The organism is Veillonella seminalis, from assembly GCF_003992065.1.
GTDB classification, from domain to species: domain Bacteria; phylum Bacillota; class Negativicutes; order Veillonellales; family Veillonellaceae; genus Veillonella_A; species Veillonella_A seminalis.
The window spans coordinates 106,318-127,353 of record NZ_RQUZ01000008.1; the positions used below are offsets into that span (position 1 = coordinate 106,318).

Genomic DNA, 21,036 nt, shown 5'->3' on the forward strand with positions numbered 1-21,036 from the left:
GTATGATACTCATCGACTCTATTTTTTAGCATCCTTATGAGGCTCATCGTCATCAATAACTTCCACGTAAATATCATTGCCTTCAGCCGCCGCATTAATAAGCGCACCCATTAAAATGGAATTGGCACGCTCTTCCGGCGTAGCTTTACTTTCATCCCATTTAGTAAATTTGCTTAAATCACCGGGAATTGCAGTTTTTTTTTGCGTTGACGGTTCAATTTCACCATCACCGAATTCTTCTTCAGGTGGTGGCGGTACGTCAAAATCTGCTGCACCGAAATCATCAATAGCCGGCATACTTGCCACGTTGCCTGCCACAGCACTACCTGACCCGCCGAAATCATCAACCGGTGGTGCACTTGGCGATACAGCATTAGAAGCGCCAAAATCGTCAACTGTGCCGGCACCAAAGTCATCCACCGCTTGTGGTGCTGTACTTTGTGGTGCCATCGGTTGAGATGAACTTGGTTGCGACGGTCCCTGTGGCACATTATGTTGTGTCACCGAATTAGAGCGTTGCTGTGCTTGTTGTGCCGGTCGTGTATTAGCTGCCGGAGCGTTAGAACTTCCCGCCGACTGACCGGTAAGTATAGCCTTAGCCGCATTTCGATAGTCCATAGCTGCACTATCACTCTGGCACAATATTTGTACCATTACATATCGTCCTAAAGCTTGATACAAACTCTGTTCCAATTCATAAAAACGATCTTCCGTACTGCACATATCAACCAGAAGCGGATTGCTGAATACGAATACGGCTCGTACTTCATCTATATATATTAAAAAAGCTTGGTTAAAGAAGTTACTCGTATAATTCCAAGAACGGCTGGCGGCATAACGTAACGTATCCTTCTTTATTTTATCATAGTTCCTAGGATTTTCGATATGCTGGCCTAAAATTAGTGATGTATCCCCCATAACAGACCGAATCCGTGGTTCTTTATTACTTACGCGACTCGAACCGCCATTATGACTTTTAGCCGGTGCTTTACGCTTATCGGGTGCCTTACTCCGCGTCGGAGCCGGCGCAGCTACGATTGCTGGCGGTGCCATTCCCACATGGGGTGTCATCCCCGGCGGTACCGTTCCCGGTACGCCTGCATTCGGCACCATACCCCCGGGCATCGTTGATCCCGACATATCAGCTCCCGGCGGCATACTGCCTTGAGGTGCCGCACCTTGATAAGCCGGCATTCCTTGATTCATACCACCCGAACCGGCCATGACTCTGGGCTCTGATTCCAATTGAGCCAACCTTGCACTCACTTGATTATCCGTTTCATCCAAACGATGTTCTACAGCTGCCAATCGCTGTAAAACATCTTCTTCGCTGACCTGTGCTCGGGCACAAATTCCCAATAAGCCCATCTCAATAACGATGCGCGGATTGTCTACACGTTTAGCATCATTCAAAATCTGTTGTAATTCTTTGACAAAATAATTGAGTTCATCCACCGACAAGAACTCAGCCTGAGCCGCAAATGCGTCCTTAAACGGTGCATATAACGCCAATTCTTCCGCAGTCGGCATAACTTTTTCAATCAACAAGGCTCTCACATGTTGAATCAAGGCCTCAATGATTTGTTTACTGTCACGCCCTTCACTAAGTGCCTGTTTAGACGCTACCAAAACAGCAGCCCCATCACCACGGCGCAAATAATCGAGGAATTCCATGATCCATTCTTTGCCTACGAGCCCGATCATAGTTTCCACGGTCTTCGCCGTAATCATATCCTTTGTCATACCGGAGCATTGATCCAGAATACTGAGGGCATCACGCAAACCGCCATCCGCATGAATCGCAATGAGCTGTGCCGCATCCGGTGCAAGCTGAATATTACTTTCCGTAGCCACATGCAACAAATGTTCAGCAATATCTTCCGCCGTAATACGTCTAAACGTATAACGCTGGCAACGCGATAAAATCGTAACCGGCAGTTTGTCCACTTCCGTAGTGGCAAAAATAAACATAATATGAGGCGGCGGTTCTTCAATCGTCTTCAAAAGCGCATTCCACGCTTCGTTCGTCAACATGTGTGCTTCGTCAATAATAAAGATTTTTTTACGACCTTCAACGGGTAAAAATTTAACACTTTCCCGCAAAGAACGAATTTCATCAATACCGCGGTTCGACGCCGCATCTATTTCCAAAACGTCCATGGATTGGCCGTTCAAAATTTGTTTACAAGAGGTACATTCGTTACAAGGATGATCGGTCGGGCCTTTTTCACAGTTAATGGCTCTGGCAAAAATTTTAGCTACACTCGTTTTCCCCGTCCCACGCGGTCCGGAGAACAAATACGCATGCGCTACTTTATCTTCACGAATGGCACGCATTAACGTTTCACTGACTTGCTTTTGCCCCACCACGTCCGTAAAGGTCTGCGGGCGCCACTTCCGATACAACGCTACATAACTCATAGGATTCCCTCCTTTCTTATAAACAAAAAAGCCGTCACAACACTCGATTATGACAGCCTTATAGGTTCCCTCGTGGCACATGAAAGTAACCGCTTAGTGCTGCTATCTCTCGATCCTGACACGATTCACAGGCTTCCATTGCACGAGCCCCACAAGACTGCCATAATCCAGTCCTGCATTACGGCTAGCTATATTATTATATACTACTAAAGGCAAAAAAACAAGTCGCCCCCGACCAATCAATTTATACAGAATACAATATACATTTTGTATAAAGTTCCTAAGAAATGTATACGACACACTTGGAATATAGTATAATATTCCTAGATATATTCTATAGAGATGTATTATTTTTTTCAAAAAGCAGGAAAGGAATTTCATTATGGACGCTTTTAACTCTTTCATCGGAACTATAACCGGCTTTCTCTGGGACTACATTATTATCATTTATTTAATTTTAGCCGGCTTCTGGTTCACCTTCAGCACCGGATTTATCCAGGTACGCGAACTCAAGGAAATGATTCGTCTTTTAGGCGAAGATGTTGGTAAAAAAACGGAAGGCAACCGCATTTCCTCATTCCAAGCATTCTGCGTAAGCTCCGCCTCCCGCGTTGGTGTGGGCAACATTGCCGGTATTGCCATCGCCGTTGTACTCGGCGGTCCGGGTGCAATCTTCTGGATGTGGTTCATCGCCTTATTGGGCGCCGCAACCGGTTTTGTAGAAAGTACCTTGTCTCAGATTTACAAAGTACCTTCCAGTAAAGGCGGTTTCCACGGTGGTCCGGCTTACTACATCAAACGAGGTTTGAAAAACCCGGCATTCGCATTCCTCTTTGCCGTGCTCATCAGTGTAACCTACGGTTTGATTTACAACTCCGTACAGGCCAACACGTTAGCTAATGCTTTACTTATCGTAAACCTTGATCCTCAGGTAACAGCTATCGGCGTTGCTATTTTGACGGCCCTTGTTATCTTCGGCGGTATCGCTCGTGTTGCTCGTTTGAGCGAATGGCTCGTACCGATTATGGCCGGTTTATACATCTTAACCTCCATTTATGTCGTATTGGTTAACATTACGGAATTACCGGGTGTAATTTATACAATTTTCACAAAAGCCTTTACCTTTGACGCCGCTGCCGGCGGTTTCTTCGGTGCTGCTATCATGAACGGTATCAAACGTGGCTTGTTCTCCAACGAAGCCGGTGAAGGTTCCGTCCCGAACGCTGCCGCTACCGCTGATGTAAGCCATCCGGTTAAACAAGGTCTCATCCAGGCCTTCGGCGTATTCGTAGATACCTTCCTCGTATGTTCCGCATCCGCGTTCATCGTATTGATCTCCGGTAACTATACAACCACCGGCCTCACCGGTATCGCCCTCATTCAGCATGACCTTGCAATGCAACTTGGTAGCTGGGCTGCCCCTGTAATGGCTATCTTTATTTTCATGTTTGCCTTCTCTTCCATCGTAGGCAACTACTACTATGGCGAAATCAACATCGCTCATTTAACTAAAAACCCTATTTACTTAAACATCTTCCGCGTATTTGTAGTTATCATGGTTTACTTCGGTTCCATCGCGTCCCTTAACCTCGTATGGAACTTGGCTGACTTATTCATGGCCTTCATGGTACTTACAAACTTAACGGCTATTCTTCTCTTGTGGAAACAATGTAAAGCTGCTATGCTCGACTATTTCAAACAGAAAAAAGCCGGCATTGTAGAACCTACATTTGACAGAAGCGTATTGCCTACACAAGAAGGGATTGTATGGTGGCATAAAGACGCACAGCATAAAGATTAGTAAAGGTATGCATGCTCTGAGATACATTTATAAAAAAAGAAAAGAAGTCCTATTGTCTCTATGCGTGTAGCATTAGGACATATAAAATCAAGACATTAACTGCCACGTGCGTGTTACAGAAAGCATGATGGCCCTATCTCCTCTCTCCCCTCCTAATATTCAAGGCGCAACGGAAAGGGCAAGTAAAACTTATGTGCTCTGGAGTCATGCACGCAGAAAAAGGAATAAGCCCCTGTTGAACGACCTTTCGAGCTTGACTCGCCGGGAGGAGACAGGGGCTTATTCCTTTTTCAACACACATACATAGAGTACTTAATTTTACTTGCCCAACGTCGACCTCGAATATTTATAATTTTATTGTTGATATTTATACATAAAAGGTCTATAATATGCATATAATTGATTTTGAGTTTTTAAGAGTCCTTGAAGTTTTAACGTAGGGGGAAGTAATTATGTTTAGTTCACTTAAAAAATTTGCGAGCAAAAAAGTTGTGCTCACTTTAACAGCGGCTTTGTTGACAGCCGGTTTAATTGCAGGTTGCGGCAGCACCGGCGGCGACAATCAAGAAAAAGTTCTTAAAGTAGGGGCCGAAACCACGTTCCCTCCATTTGAATTCACCGAAGGCGACAAATATGTAGGTTTCGATATTGACCTTGCTGATGCTGTTGCCAAGAAAATGGGTTACAAAATGCAGTTCAAGAGCATGGGCTTCGATGCTTTGATTCCTGCTTTGCAGAGTAAAGATATCGATATGATTGCATCCGGTCTCAGTGCAACTCCTGAACGTGAAAAAGCTGTTCTTTTCAGTAATCCTTACTTTGAAAAAGGCGGTTTCGTAGCGATTGTTAAAAAAGATGACACTGCTACAAGCATGAACGATTTAGCCGGCAAACGTATCGTTGTTCAAATCGGCAGCGTGGCCTTAGACGTAGCTGAAAAAATTCCTAACGCACAGGTTAAATCCGTTGACAGCAACTCCCAGTTATTCAATGAATTGAAAGCCGGCACTGCTGATGCCAGCGTATTGGACAACGCAGTTGCTCTTTACTACTTGAAACAGGGTGCTGATGCTGATACCAAGATTATCGGCGAACCTGTAGATCCGGAACCATTCGTATGGGCATTCCGTAAAGACGACAAACAGTTGAAAGAACAAGCTGATAAAGCTTTAGCTGATTTGAAAGCTGACGGTACTTACGACAAAATTTACGAAAAATGGTTTGGTCCTGCTAAAAAATAAGCTGACGCTTATGTAATCATTCACCGTGAATGACGAAAATTAAAAATTAAACAATGTTACCTAAAAAGGAGTTATCCCTTGAGCAAAAGCTGAGGGGATAACTTCTTTTCTTTTTCAATATTTGATTAGGTACTGCTAACTATATGATTAGTTGCTTCAAACATTCTAGTCATAAAGCATTGATATTCGCAGGCATTCACATGTACTCATAGGTGCTCACAAGTTTCTATCACTCTACCGGTACAGGTACCGCATCATTCAAGCGGAACGAATAAATATAGCGTTCTTTAACTTTTTTACCCGTCAAACGCTCCAGTGCTTCGCTATAAATGCGTAGCTGTACGGCATAGCGACGAACTAATTCTTCACCGGATTTAACGCGGTCCGTCTTATAGTCCACCAATACCCATTGGTCATCTTCTAAAAACGCCGTATCCACAATCCCCTGAAGGAAGAGTTTTTCACCCGGTTCCACTTCCGGATACACATCATGCCCTTCAATGAGCATACTGAATGGCCATTCACGAGCTACTTGTGATTGGTTCCCACTGTCTCCACCGGCACTGCCGGCACTCGACGGCGACTCGTTTGCTTTCAGCAACCGCTTGCCTAAATCCGAATTAAAGAAGCGATATAAAGCTTTATCGTTCAAAACATGACGTTCATCCTGCGTAAAATAGCCCGACAAAGTCAGTTGATCCAACTTAGCACTTAAACTTTCTTGCGTATACGTTTCCAACGGCAACCACTGCATAGCCTCATGCATTAAAGTCCCCCAACGAGCACCGGTGCTTACTTCTTCAGCAGCCTCCAACGCCTGCGGTTTAATACCAAACGGGCCCAAGTCCACTGCAGTTGAAGCTGAAGTTAAAGCTGGATTTAAAGCTGAAGTTGAAGTGTTATTTGATGCTAAAGTTGAAGTAGCCGCCGCTGTTGCTGTGTTTACGGTAGCTTCAGCCGTTACTGTATTTACTGTAGCTTCAGCTGTTGCTGTGTTTACGGTAGCTTCAGCTTGTGCTACAGTCATTGGGTTTTCAACCGGATTCACAAGGATGGCAGCCTCTTCTTCCTGTTCGGCAAAACGACGCTTCAATTCACTGACGGAAATTTTAGCGGCACGCCCGACGGCTCCCATATACAGATAGCGGAAATCAAAACGTGCAACCAAATCAGCATCAAGCGGCTCTGCCGAAACAGGATTTAATTTCTCAACAGCCTCCAAAATAGCCGATTTCTTAGTAGTGCTTTTTTGTAAAGTCGTATATTGGCTGCCATCGTGAATTGTTACCGTTACACGGCAACTCTTGTCTTTCAAATCCATGGACGCCACATCTTCTACTCCGCTGTACTGTCTTATAAGATTACCGCCGTCCAAATGACGACTGAGCCCCATAATAAACCAATCCAAATATGAATTTGCCTTAGTAATTAAACTTTTGCTCAACGTCTGTGTATCTGTTAAGAGTGCCGATGCCGCCATTTTAGCGCATAAGCCGGGAATATTTTTTTCAAAACCGGTAATAAACAGCTTATCACGAGCCCTGGTAAGTGCTACATATAAAACACGTTCTTCCTCAGCCTTAAGAGCCAGCAAATTCTTATCACACACAAAGCGCCATGGTAAGGAACCATACAGCACCCGATAGTCTTCATAATAGCCTTTGAGACCTATACCGCTCTCACCGTGGAGTTGCATAGCCTTTCTCATATCCTGCATATTAAAGCCTTTTTGTACGGCACTTAAAAATACGATTGGGAATTCAAGCCCTTTACTCTTATGAATACTCATGATACGCACCACATTATCCGCCTCACTCACGGTTTTACCGATACCGAGATCTTGATCGGCAGCCTGCAAGCTTTCCAAAAAGCGTAAGAATCTGAAAATACCGCGGAAGCTCCCTGCTTCGTACTGCTTCGCCCGTTCATAAAGAGCCATTACATTGGCGCGACGTACGAGACCATTCGGCATGGCACTGACGTATTCCAAATAGTTCATATCTTCGTATATGGTCCACAACAAATCGCTCACACTGTGATGGCGTGAATAAGTTCGCCATTTTTCAAAACGAGTGACAAAAGCTTGAACCGCCTCATTTTGTGTATCATCACCATAAGCAGCCAAAAGTGACCACAACGAGCCGTCACCGCTCATGCGAAGGTGCCCCAATTCATTGGCATCAAGGCCGACAAACGGCGAATTGAGTACCACTGCCATCGGCAAATCCTGTTCCGGGTTGTCGATAACTTGCAATAGCGAAAGTAAAAGTTTTACTTCAATAGCACTGAAATAGCCCGTGTTTTCTTCCGCATATGCCGGAATACTCACTTGTCTCATGGCTTCTACCATACGACCGGCCCGCACCCTTGGCGAACGCAACAAAATTACTATGTCGCGCCACTCCAAAGGCCGAAACGAGCCGTCCGGATTCTGTACGACCTTGTCGGAATTTTTTAACTCTTTTATCTTTTCAATGATGAAGGCCGTTTCTTTTTCATCATTTTCTAAATCCGCGTCATCGTCATCATTTGCCTCATTGCTTGAAGTATAACCGGAAGCAGCAGGCTTCGAGTCACCGGCAGACGATGCCTCGCCGGTCGCTGCATCTCCGGCACCGCCACCGCTAAACGTAGACGTTTTTTCAGTGCCCACATCCAAAATATGAAGCTCTACCGGACCGCCCACCCAATTATCCGGAGCATCATCGGTTACTCGCCCCGGATTCAAAGCTTCCGCATCACCGTAATTAAGTTCAGCTGCTTCTTCTGTCATAACTTGGCGGAAGAGAAAGTTGGTAAATTCCAAAATATTTGCATCAGAGCGGAAATTCTGAGATAAGTCAATCCGTCGTTCTTCCGCCTCCACATTTTGCTCGAAATCATGGTATTTTTTCATAAAAAGGAATGGATTGGCCATACGGAAACGATAGATACTTTGCTTCACATCGCCTACATAGAAGCGATTATCCTTACGCGACACCAAATTGACGATTTCTTCCTGTACACCGTTGGTATCCTGATACTCATCGACCATGACTTCTTTGAATGTACCTTGCAACTCCAACGCTACTTCTGACGGATACCATTTGCCGTCTTCCTTTTTTTCTCGTAAGAGGGCCAGACATAAATGTTCCAAATCTGAAAAATCCAGCATCCCCAATTCTTGCTTGGCCGCCTTAAACGCTTCCATAAAAGCTAAAGTTAAATCAACAAGCCCCGTCACATACGGCAAACTCTGTTTAATTTGTTCCTTGAACTGGGCTTCGGTAATTACGAAGGAGCCCTTTAGCATGTCCTTTAATGACTCACGAACCCCCTTTATTAACCCTTTCGCCTGTGACAATAATCCGTCATCAACGAGGTCCGCATCTTTTTTGGCCGGATTCATATTAAGTCGCTTAAACTCATGATTCCCGATTAAAGCAACCGCGGCAACCATGTCATCCCAAGTTTTGGCATCACTCAAAGCAGCCATAATATACTGCAATTCATCAACAAATTCCGCACCTTTTGTAGGCCCGCCCGGACTATTCAAAATACCCGTAAAGCGAACTAAACGATTGTCTATATCCTCGATTAACGTTTGCTGCTCCGCCATAAAATATTCGCCCCAAATTGTTTCGGCCAGAGATTTTGTGAGAGCCTCTTCATAGCGCTGTTTAGCCTCCAAAAGCCATGCGGTAGGATCGGACTGTGCCACGGCGAACTGATACAAATCTAAAATCTGATTCATAATTCCTTGATCAGACCGCTCGTTCCCGAACATATCGGCAATCTCAAAAATATGGTAACTGTTCGCCTCATAGGCCTTAATAAGTAACTTCTCCAACACTTCGGTTTTCAGAAGCAGCAATTCCCCTTCATTGCCGATGCGATAGGACGGATCGATATCAAGGCGATAAAAATAGCTGCTGATGACCCATTGGCAAAAGGAGTGGAGCGTTGATATGTGAGCCGACGGTAACAAACTAAGTTGTTCTTCCAAATACGAATCACCGGTCTGATTAAACTCCTCCGCCAATTTGGCGCCGATACGGGCACTCATTTCGGCTGCAGCCGCTTTAGTAAAGGTTACAACCATGAGCTCTTGGATAGATAGAGGATTGTCTTTTGATTTCAACCGTTGAATAATTCGTTCTACCAAAACGGCGGTTTTACCGGAGCCGGCAGCCGCCGCCACGAGCAAGGTTTGCGAAGATCGTGAACCCGGCTTGGGCGCATCAATCGCCGCTTGTTGGGCGTCTGTCCACTTCATATACATCGTCTCCTTTCGCCATTTTAGCTAACACATCTTCCTCTTTCATTCTTTCTATATAACGATAATTATTGCGAGTATTTTCAAAACGGCATAGAGCCTGATACTGACAATACGAGCACGGAATATATTTATTTAAATTAAACGGACTTATCGGAAAGTGACCGGCCAAAATGTGCTTGCCGGCCTTACTCATGACCTTTTCCGCATAATTAGTAAGAACTTTAAATTCATTGTCCGACTTAGTTTTCTTTTTATCTTGACCATGAATCAGCCCCTTGCCGGTAATACGAATCGGTACATACGGCGTGGATTTACCCGACGCAACCGTTTCATCCAGTTTTGTCAAAAGTTCTACATTATCTGTAAAATAACCGTCATTTTTAAGACCCGTATCATTCTTCACCAAGTCTGCCGCCATGTCTTCCGTCAACATATCGCTCTTACTGATGCGCGGATTTTTAACATACGTATAAACCAAAGCGGCCGGTTCAATTTTGTCACTCCGTTGAGCTCGTTCCAAGGCTAACAAATAAGTTACAAGCTGCAATTTGAGTCCATAATACACATCAGCGGCTGTTACCTCGGCATGACCCGACTTATAATCTACCACGAGGCCATAAGTTTTGCCGTCTTCGCCTTGCCACTCATCGACGCGGTCAAGCTGGCCGATAAGCTGAATGTATGATTCATTGCCCAGCGAAATTTGAACAGCCGGCCATTGGTCGCTGCCGCCATAACCGCCGAAACTTTTTTCCAAATAACGCGTATCAAATTGACTCTTCTGTGACCAATCACTGAGACGATTTACTGTGCGTTTAAGCGTTTTTTCAAGGCGATCCCGCAATACGGTCTCATACACATCGCCTTCTTCGCCAAGCTGCAATTCCTTACTGATATCAGCCACTACCGCTTCGCAAAGCGCCGCTTCTTCATCAGGATTTATATCACGCCACTGCCGTTGTCCTTTTAACAGCTGCATCCCCAAAGCACGCAAACTTTCATGGAGGAATATACCAATTTCCGGTGCGCCGAATTGTTTAACCGGTCGTTCTTCCAGTTTTAAACCGTAACGGGCGTAAAAAGCGAACGGACACTGCTGATATTTTTCTAAACGAGTCACGGAACCGGTTAACGCATCCTTATTAAACAATAAAGCCTGCACAACTTCCTTTGACACGACCGGCACATCATTATTGTCCGCAACACCACGCGTTGCTACGCGCAAAGCATCACGGTATTGACCCTCAAGGCTCCAATCGTAAATACTGCGCCAAATCGGAGCCAAATCACCGTCTTGTGCCACCGTCCCCATCTGACCGGCCAGTAAAGACAGACTTTGCAAAGGTCGCCAAATATAGGCCGGTTCCTGTCCGTCCGGAATCGTGAGCGGTGCGCTCTTAGTTCCTGCCATATAGCCCAGCTGTTGCCAACGTCTGATAGCCAAGGCACTTTCCATAGCAGCCCCTTCTTCATCGGAACTCGCATAGGACACATGAAGTTCTTCACGTCCTCGGGTACAGGCCAAATAAAGCAAAAAGTTTTCGTTGAAGGCACGCACCAAGGCGCCTTCTGCCAAGGTAATGCCGGCTTTTTTCAAAACCTCGCGCTCCGTATCTTTTAATAACCCTTCGTCCCCCATATGCTGTGGGAATACACCGTCATTAAGACCCATTAAAAAGACGATATCGCTTTCATGAGTGTAGCCGCGTTCCACCGTCGTTACCATAACATGATCGAGACTCGGCGGCACTAATGAATAAGATACTTCCGACAAGCCCTCTTCCAAAAGCAAGCTTATTTCGGCCGTTGTCATAGTATCCGGCAATTTTAAAGTCATAATCTCATCAAACAAGGCTATGACGCGTTTATACATCTGTTCGTGAGCTGCCGCATTTTCTGCATCACCCACTGTTTCCGCATCAGCTGCCCACTGTGCCAAACGAGCCGGTACACCCACCTTCGTCATTAAGTTGAATAGCTGTTCACACCATTCATATCCGGTATGTTCTTCCTTGGCAAATTCCCAAAAAGCACGCAAGTGCCCCATAATGAAATCATGAGCCGCATTGACGCGCAATCTGCGAGCTGTTTCCGTGTGCGCTTCCATGAGTTCCGCCGGGATGATATTATCGGGTGCAAGTACAGTGGTGGCAGCGTCTTTAACCGCATCAGTATTCTTCGTGCCTGTTGCTAATCCCTCGGTCAAGGCAACATCTACATTGGACATATCGGTTGCGTTCACATCGGCAACCGCTTCGATTTCATCGGCTATTTTTTCATCATACGTATCGTCATCATCGCTACTGTCAAAACGATTTTTTCGTTCATACGGCCAGCTGTCTTTGAGCCACATAAAGTCACGAATACCGAACTCGAGACAATAGTTTTCCAGTTCATCCACCGTAGACCGGCTTAACGGCCAGAAATCGGTTTTTAACAAACGGAATATGGCATCATGGTCAAAATTCCGGCGTACTACTGCCAAAAGGCCCAACAGGAATTCGCCTAAAGGATGACTCACCATCGGACGACGTCGATCCGAGAAAAACGGAATCTCATAACGTTTCAATGTTTTTTCCAAAATATCGCCATACGTTTCCGACTCACGGAGCATAATCGTAATATCACGCCAACGACGGTTCGGTTTCTCCATAGCCTCTAAAATTTGGCGACACACCGCATCAGCTTCACGAGCCCGGTTATAGGCCACTGTCACCGGCAAGGTCGTTTTAACACTATTTTGTTTAATCGGCGAATTAAAATATCGATTTGCTAAACTTTCCAATAAAGGATCCTTGAAGCGCTGATTAGCATCAAACGTTCGCACCGTAAGATTAGAGCCATAGCGTTCAGACACATCCGCAAACACGGAATGCGGACGACCAAACAAGCGCAATTTTTGCGGCGGTACCTGTAAATTAGCCAGTTCCGGCTGTAAGGTAATGGTTAAAATGCTGTCCTTGGCCAAATCAAACAAGGTATATAAGAGCTCCATTTGGAGCGGCGTAAACCAATGAAAGCCGTCCACAATGACGTGTGCCTTATGAAGTAACGGGCTTTTTGGCAACACATCAATGAGCTCTTCGATGCGATTGCTCGTATTAATCCCTGTCGTTGAGACGAGATTTTCATAAGATTCCATAATGTGCGCCAGCTCTTGAAGCTTACGCTGTAATACCATAGAACCGACCTTATCGGCACCCACTTTCAAATCGTCGGCGCTGACACGGAATGAATTACACTCGCTCAAAAGGCCCTGCAATACATCGGCAAAATGAGGTTGCTTGGCAGACTGCCCCAATAATTCAAGCTTGCCCTGCTCCCGTTTCATAATTAAACGAAGCAATAATTTTTGACCGATGTCCGATAAACCGGTTTCACGGACCATACCTACCGATTGGAAAACCTGGTACACCAACCGATTAAAACCGACGACACGAACCGTGGTAAAACCGCCGTTCGGCATAAACTCCGCCAAACTGCGTTCAATCGTATAGGTGGCCGGCTCCGGTACGATATATAAAATAGGCTCGCCCGGATTGTTTTCGATGACCTGCTTAATATATTCAAAGCAAGCGTGTGTTTTGCCTGTTCCGGCCCGTCCTACATAGACCGAAAGTGCCATACTCCCACTCCTTCCTACCTGACTATCCCTCAATAAGTGAAGATATATTTCATCTAGATTATCCATTGCTATAATTATACTCTTACCTATAAATATAACTCTATACTCTTGTATATAAATATATCATAGAATCGACCAAAGGATGACAACCAAAAATCAACGAGCCATAGCAATTTTAAAACAGAGGCGATTCATCTAATGAACCTCCTGATATTGCAACTTTCCCTTAAAACAGAAACTGCACGAACATGGGGCCCCAATGCCCGTTCGTGCAGTTTCCTTGGAGGTTTTACTACATTCTATCTAAAAGATGTGTAGCCATTATTGTTTTGGTGCCAAACTTTCTTGCATACGTACGTAGGATAAACGACGTTCTTTGGCATCCTCTTCTGTTTTGGCAAAGAGTTCTTCCGCCACTTCAGGGAATGTCTGTTTAAGCGATGCATAACGCACTTCGCCCATCAAGAAATCTCTAAAGCTTTCAGTAGGTTCTTTCGAATCGAGGCTGAACGGATTTTTATCAGTGCCACGTAAAGCAGGATTGTAACGATACAAATCCCAATAGCCGGCAGCTACGGCGCGACGGGATTCTTCCTGCGTCGTCCCCATACCGGATTTAATACCGTGGTTGATACATGGTGCGTAAGCAATGATTAAGGATGGACCAGGATATGCTTCCGCTTCCGTCATCGCTTTGAGGAGCTGATTCTTATCGGCGCCCATAGCTACCTGTGCCACATATACATAACCATAGGACATGGCAATCATGCCGAGGTCTTTTTTCTTCGTACGCTTGCCGCTGGCTGCGAATTTAGCTACCGCTGCGGTATGCGTTGCTTTGGAGGATTGACCGCCCGTATTGGAGTATACTTCCGTATCAAATACGAGGATGTTTACATCATCACCGGAAGCGAGTACATGGTCGAGGCCGCCGAAGCCGATATCGTACGCCCAACCGTCACCGCCGAAGATCCATTGCGAACGTTTGGCGAGGTATTGTTTTTCGTCTAAAATAGCCGTCATAGCTTTGGTTGGGTTAGCCACTTTTTCAAGAAGTGCTACCAAACGAGCTGACCGTTCGCGCGTACCGGCACCCTGTTCGCGATGTTCGTTCCAATCGGTAAGAGCTACTTTAAGTTCAGCTTGTTCTTCAGTACATTCGCCGATAGCCGTTGTTACATATTCGCCGATTTGTTCACGAATCTTCGTAGTACCTACGCGCATACCATATCCAAATTCCGCATTATCTTCAAAGAGCGAGTTTGCCCAAGTAGGACCTTGGCCTGCCTGATTAACTGTATAGGAAGATGTCGGCATGGACCCGCCCCAGATAGAGGAGCAACCGGCCGCATTGGCAATCATCATGCGGTCACCAAAGAGTTGCGTTACAAGGCGTGCATACGGTGTTTCACCGCAACCGGCACAAGCACCGGAGAATTCGAGGAGCGGTACTTCAAATTGACTGCCTTTAACCGTTTCTTTCTTCATCGGATTAGCTTTAGTCGGCAAGTTTACACCATAATTCCAAGCATCCGCCAAGTGTAATTCGTCATCGATTGGGCTCATGGTAATAGCTTTACCCTTAGGAGCCGGACAAATCTGTACGCAGTTGCCGCAACCGAGGCAATCTAACGGCGATACGGAGATACGGAACTGTAAGTCGCCGACGCCCAAAGCAGGAATTGTTTCAAAACCTTCAGGAGCTGCCGCCACTTCGTCAGCCGTAGCCAATACCGGACGAATCGTTGCATGCGGACAAACGAAAGCACACTGGTTACATTGGATACAATTTTCTTTGTGCCAATGTGGTACGAATAAAGCAACACCGCGTTTTTCATACGCAGCCGAGCCGGCCGCTAACGTACCGTCTTCGTAGCCCATGAAGGTGCTTACCGGTAAATCATAGCCTTTTTGTGCATTGATAGGGCGGCAAATGTTTTGTACATATTCAGGAATTTCCTGAGTATCTTTTGTTTCAGCATCCACTGCATTGGCCCAATCAGCCGGAACAGTTACCGGTACAATGGCGTTGACACCTTTATCGACCGCCATCATATTCATATCGATAACGGACTGACCTTTTTTGCCGTAAGTAGCGACGATGGAGTCTTTCAAATGCTGTACAGCTTCTTCAATCGGAATAATATTGGCCAATTTGAAGAATGCGGACTGACAAATCATGTTGATACGACCGCCAAGTCCGATGTCTTGAGCAATCTGAGCCGCATTAATGATATAGAATTTAAGATGTTTGTTGGCAATCGTCCGCTTCATGGCAGCCGGTAATTTTTCATTCAATTCTTCCGGCGTCCAAGTGCAGTTCAATAAGAACGTGCCGCCTTCTTCTATGCCTTGTAAAATATCGTATTCATTTACATAAGCCTGACGATGACAAGCTACAAAGGTAGGACGTGTTACCAAATATGGTTTATTAATCGGCTTTTTACCAAAACGCAAATGCGACATGGTCACGCCGCCGGATTTTTTAGAATCATAGTCGAAGTAAGCCTGCGCATACATATCCGTGTTATCGCCGATGATCTTAATGGCCGTCTTATTGGCGCCAACCGTACCGTCGGAACCGAAGCCCCAGAACTTACAAGCCGTAATGTGAGAGGCATCAATCCAAACATTATCCGGACGCGGTAAGGATAAACCGGTCACATCATCCACAATACCAAGCGTAAATTCAGCTTTAGGTTCAGCCGCAGCCAAATTATCAAAAGCGGCTACGATATCAGCCGGCACCACATCGCGTGAACCGAGGCCGTAGCGACCGCCCACAACGGTAATATCCAATTTAGCACGAGCAATGGCTGCCTGCACATCGAGGAATAAAGGTTCGCCCATGGAGCCCGGTTCTTTCGTGCGATCAAGCACAGCAATACGTTTAACCGTCTTAGGCAAGGATTCGATGAAGCGATCCATAGCAAACGGTCTGAAAAGATGCACATTAACGGCACCCACTTTGCGACCTTGAGCCAATAAGTATTCAACCGTTTCATTGGCTACCTGAGCGCCGGCGCCCATTACAACGACGATATCGGTAGCATCCGGTGCCCCTTCGTAGTTAAACAAATGATATTCACGGCCCGTCAATTTACTGATTTCAGCCATATATTCTTCAACAATGCCCGGAATATCCAAATAGAACGGATTGGACGCTTCACGATGAGTGAAATATACGTCAGGGTTTTCCGCCGTGCCGCGTGTTACCGGTGCATCCGGCGTGAGGGCGCGTTTGCGGAACGCTTTTAACGCATCCCAATCGAGGAGCGGTGCCAATTCATCATATTCGAGCACTTCAATTTTTTGAATTTCATGAGACGTTCTGAAACCGTCAAAGAAGTTGATGAACGGCATGCGGCCTTTGATCGCCGATAAATGAGCTACCGCACTCAAATCCATAACTTCCTGAACGGACGATTCGGCGAGCATAGCACAACCTGTAGCACGGCAAGCCATAACGTCTTGGTGGTCACCGAAAATCGACAAGGCATGAGTCGCTAAAGCACGCGATGCCACCTGGAATACAGCCGGTAATAATTCACCGGCCACTTTATATAAATTAGGAATCATCAAGAGCAAGCCTTGTGCAGACGTATAGGTAGTCGTCAGTGCCCCGGCCTGTAACGAGCCGTGTACGGCACCGGCTGCGCCGGCCTCCGATTGCATTTCTACTACCTTAACAGTGTGTCCGAACACATTTTTGCGACCGTTCGCTGACCATTCATCCACATGTTCCGGCATCGGTGATGACGGAGTAATCGGATAAATCGCAGCTACTTCGGTGAATCCGTAGGAAATGTGTGCGGCGGCTTGGTTGCCGTCCATAGTCTTCATTTTACGCATAGTAAAGCCTCCCGGTATATACTTATATATTTGCGTCTGCATTTTTCATAATGCAGTTGTCGCTGTTGGAAACTGATTTCACGCTAAACAAAAGCTCTCTCTTGATTCGGTCCTGCTATTTACTGCTAATTTACTGCTTTTCTCACTAAAACTCCTATGACTCAGTACTTTTTAGAAAAATGGGGAAATACTGAGCAAGATGCCGGCTGCTACGATGAACATAAGGGTCGGACTTCTGAAACGAGCCAAGAAATCCAATTTATACACCAAATATGTCGGTATAAAGCAACCAATAATCCCCATAATCGGACCCATCCATGTTAAGAGACGAAGTACGGGAATGTTCAAAATAATGGCGCCCCAGGCTACCAATAAACAAATAACACCCAACCCGTAGAAGGGATTATCTGACAAAATCGTATCCGTTACATTAAAAGAGTATAAGAAGGACGCACTGTCATTTGTTATCGCCGTGGAATACACGAAGATACTGATGACAATCATGACGAAATAAATCGCCCCTAAGAAAATATCCCAGTTTTTACCCAACTAGTGGGAAATAACGGGCGGATAATCCGTACATTCCGGCGATACCGCCAACGTATTGACGAATAAACGCTGGAACAAATACAAGGCCGGATACCCCACGGCCGCTGCCAACAAGTACACCCACACCCCTACAATACCGACTTGAACCGGTAAGAACACGATACCGGCGCCAATAGCCATACCGATACTCATGATAATCCAACCCCAGTCAGTACTGTCAAAACGGGTGGCTTCACGCCACTCGGCTTCGCTCATACCGGCCCGAGCCGCTTTACTCATCCCTGTAGTAAGCAGTTCGTCTGCCACATCAAGCGTCGCCTCAACTTGAATTTCCTTATTCATGAAAACCTCCTCTACCTATACATTATGACATATAAGTACATTTTCTCATAGTATATATTCTGTTGTAGCATGGCATTTTTTTGATTCCCTGTTACAATAATAACGTTATATAATTTACCTATTCATATAAAACAGTAATATACTTTTATAAATGCCCTATATCCCTATAGGTATCGTAATCCCTAACTTTTTATAGTTAACTATTCATGATGCGAAGCACCCCTACGTCTAAGGCTGCTTAATATACGTTCAGCATAACATGATAAAAATAGGATTGTGAAATATTTAATTAAGTGCTATTACTATAGTTTAAAACTATGTTCCTTGGGAGGCGTTTTCATGACCCTACAACAATTGCGTTACTTAGTCGAAATCTCCAAATGTCAATCCATTACTATCGCGGCTCAGCGCCTGTACATTGCGCAACCGAGCCTCTCTAAATCCATTAAGGATCTGGAAAAAGAGTTTGACATTACCATCTTGGAACGGACGCGTCACGGCGTATCGTTCACCGTAGAAGGGCTCGAGTTCTTGGACTATGCTCATCGCATTTTGGAACAGGTCAACGGCCTCCACAACTACTTCAATCAAGAGAGCATCAACAACCGGCTCACCCTCACCGTGTCCGCTCAGCACTACATGTTCTCCATCGATGCGCTTACCAAATTTGTGAATCGTTTGAAAAAATCCACCGATTATACCATCGTATTCAACGAATGCCGCACCTCGCAAGTTATCGATGATGTATTGCTCGGTCAAAGTCAGCTCGGGATTATCTATCTTTCGCGAGGCACCAATAAATTTATGAAACGTTTATTGGCACAAAAAGGCATTGAATTCACGCCGTTACGCCAATTCCCGCCTTGTGTCTACTTGGGTCATAATCACCCGTTAAAAGACGCTAAATCACTCACTATCGAAGATTTACAGGAATATCCGTACATCAAATACTACCAGGGCAATGACTCCTATCAATACGCCGAAGAAGTGAGCGTTCACGGTCTGCAAGATAATCGCCCCCTCGTCGTTTCCGACCGCTCCACTATTTTACGACTCTTATCCTGTACCGACGCTTTTACCATCGGTTGCGGCTGTTTATTGCCGAATATTACGAAAAACCGAATCTTGTCTATACCGTTGGAAGGTGCCTTTGACCTCATTAACATCGGCTGGATTCGTCTGAAAAACAGCAATATGACTCCGGCCATGATGGAATACGTGGAGCTTTTGGAAAAATCTATTGATTTCCTAAGCCATCCGTCGTTTTAACAATAAAAGTACCGGTAAATATCATATGAAACCTGATTTAAAGCTATGCCATCCTCATGCCGGCATAGCTTTTTTGCCAACAATAAGCTGCTACCGTCGCCCGGTAAGCTCCACCCATCTATACATCAATTAATTTAGATATGGTTTTAATGCATGGCAAATCCACTCCAAGCGATATTATACAGCATTAAATATCCATGTTACACTGACCTCAAAATAAACGGTGTTCCCAATAACAAGTCCGTTTTAGAAAGACTTAACATTTAGGAGGTATTTAACATGGAAGATTTAAAAAACAAGGGATTCTCTACCAAAGCAATTCACGGCGGTGCTGCGCCTAATACATTCGGAGCTTTAACAGCCCCTATTTACCAAACATCAACCTTCGTATTTGACTCCGCCGAACAGGACGGTCGTCGCTTTGCCCTCGAAGAAGGCGGCTACATCTATTCCCGTTTGGGCAATCCGACCAACACTCAGCTGGAAAAAAAATTGGCTCTTTTAGAAGGTGCCGAAGCTTGTATGTCCACCGCATCCGGCATGGGTGCCATCTCCGCCACCTTGTGGACGGCTCTTAAAGCAGGCGATCATGTTATTGCTTGTGACACCTTATACGGCTGTACTTTCGCCCTCCTCAACCACGGCTTAACACGCATGGGCGTTGAAGTTACTTTCGTAGACATGAGCGATTTGGACGCTGTGAAAAAAGCCTTCAAACCAAATACTAAAGTGGTTTATTTGGAAACACCGGCTAACCCTACGCTTAAGATTGTGGACATCAAAACGATTGCCGAAATCAGCCATGCACAGGCCGATTGCCTCGTTATTGTCGACAACACCTTCTGCACACCTTATATTCAACAGCCATTGTCCTTAGGTGCCGACGTAGTTGTTCACTCCGCTACCAAATACTTGAACGGTCACGGCGACGTGATTGCCGGTTTTGTATGCGGCTCCACCGACTTCTTAACTCAAGTTCGCTTATACGGTATCAAAGATATGACCGGTGCCGTACTCAGCCCATTTGATGCTTTCCTCGTAGCACGCGGTCTTAAAACCTTGGCAATCCGCATGGAACGCCATTGTGCCAATGCTATGAAAGTGGCTCAATTCTTGGAAACTCATCCGGCTGTTAAATCCGTTAATTATCCGGGCTTACCAAGCTTCCCGCAATATGAGTTGGCTAAACAGCAAATGGCCTTACCGGGCGGCATGGTATCCTTTGAATTAAAAGGTGGCGTTAAAGAAGGGGCCGTTGTTATGAACAGCGTTAAACTCTGCCTCTTGGCCGTTTCTTTAGGCGATGAGGAAACACTTATCGAACATGCAGCCTCCATGACACACTCGACTTACACCAAAGAAGAATTGGCCGCTGCCAATATCAGCGAAGGCCTTGTGCGTTTATCTGTAGGCCTTGAAGATGCAGAAGACATCATTGCCGACTTAGCTCAGGCTTTGGACCAAATTTCTAAATAAGCAAAACTGCTACTTGCCGATTCTCCCCACTTGTCGGCTTAGTGAGCTTATCTCCTACAATCCTCACTTAATAACTTCAAATGTAACTTACTGCCTTTGTCAGAACTTCACGCCTCCTTATTACACTTGCTTACAAGGTCGGCACCGGCAAATTGCCGACCTTAACGATGCGTGAATTTTGATACTCCTATCCACTCATTAT

8 protein-coding genes, 1 other RNA gene and 1 pseudogene are annotated in these 21,036 nt (G+C 45.5%); 4 read left to right on the plus strand and 6 right to left on the minus strand.

Annotation, left to right across the window (positions count from 1 at the left end):
- Positions 1–18: 18 nt before the first annotated feature.
- Positions 19–2,421 carry a DNA polymerase III subunit gamma/tau gene (dnaX, locus tag EO126_RS06750; RefSeq protein ID WP_006555897.1) on the minus strand — a complete coding sequence of 801 codons (2,403 nt, stop codon included), beginning with the start codon at positions 2,419–2,421 and terminating at the stop codon, positions 19–21.
- 55 nt (positions 2,422–2,476) lie between these two features.
- Positions 2,477–2,576: signal recognition particle sRNA small type (ffs, locus tag EO126_RS06755), an RNA gene on the minus strand.
- Positions 2,577–2,803: 227 nt separating this feature from the next.
- Here ffs and EO126_RS06760 point away from each other — a divergent pair.
- Positions 2,804–4,222, plus strand: a complete 1,419-nt coding sequence (locus EO126_RS06760; protein WP_006555896.1) for an alanine/glycine:cation symporter family protein — start codon at positions 2,804–2,806, stop codon at positions 4,220–4,222.
- Between the two features lie 452 nt (positions 4,223–4,674).
- Positions 4,675–5,463 carry a basic amino acid ABC transporter substrate-binding protein gene (locus EO126_RS06765; RefSeq protein WP_006555895.1) on the plus strand — a complete coding sequence of 263 codons (789 nt, stop codon included), beginning with the start codon at positions 4,675–4,677 and terminating at the stop codon, positions 5,461–5,463.
- Between the two features lie 229 nt (positions 5,464–5,692).
- Here the strand turns inward: EO126_RS06765 and EO126_RS06770 are convergent, their stop codons facing one another.
- The 4 genes and pseudogenes from EO126_RS06770 to EO126_RS11200 all read right to left on the minus strand — a co-directional run.
- Positions 5,693–9,724 carry a UvrD-helicase domain-containing protein gene (locus EO126_RS06770; RefSeq protein WP_164726711.1) on the minus strand — a complete coding sequence of 1,344 codons (4,032 nt, stop codon included), beginning with the start codon at positions 9,722–9,724 and terminating at the stop codon, positions 5,693–5,695.
- Entirely contained in the window at positions 9,684–13,346 is a 3,663-nt protein-coding gene (locus tag EO126_RS06775; protein ID WP_164726712.1) for a PD-(D/E)XK nuclease family protein, read from the minus strand. Before EO126_RS06775 ends, EO126_RS06770 begins: the two co-directional genes overlap by 41 nt.
- Before the next feature lie 321 nt (positions 13,347–13,667).
- Positions 13,668–17,198, minus strand: coding sequence for a pyruvate:ferredoxin (flavodoxin) oxidoreductase (gene nifJ / locus EO126_RS06780; protein WP_127008121.1), 3,531 nt, complete (start codon positions 17,196–17,198; stop codon positions 13,668–13,670).
- A gap of 366 nt (positions 17,199–17,564) precedes the next feature.
- Positions 17,565–18,002, minus strand: a pseudogene (locus EO126_RS11200) (hypothetical protein); the annotation flags it as partial.
- A gap of 426 nt (positions 18,003–18,428) precedes the next feature.
- Between EO126_RS11200 and EO126_RS06795 the strand changes: the two are divergent.
- Positions 18,429–19,358, plus strand: coding sequence for a LysR family transcriptional regulator (locus tag EO126_RS06795; RefSeq protein WP_127008124.1), 930 nt, complete (start codon positions 18,429–18,431; stop codon positions 19,356–19,358).
- Between the two features lie 279 nt (positions 19,359–19,637).
- Complete coding sequence (gene megL / locus EO126_RS06800; RefSeq protein ID WP_127008126.1) at positions 19,638–20,834, plus strand: methionine gamma-lyase; 1,197 nt, start codon at positions 19,638–19,640, stop codon at positions 20,832–20,834.
- Positions 20,835–21,036 lie beyond the last annotated feature (202 nt).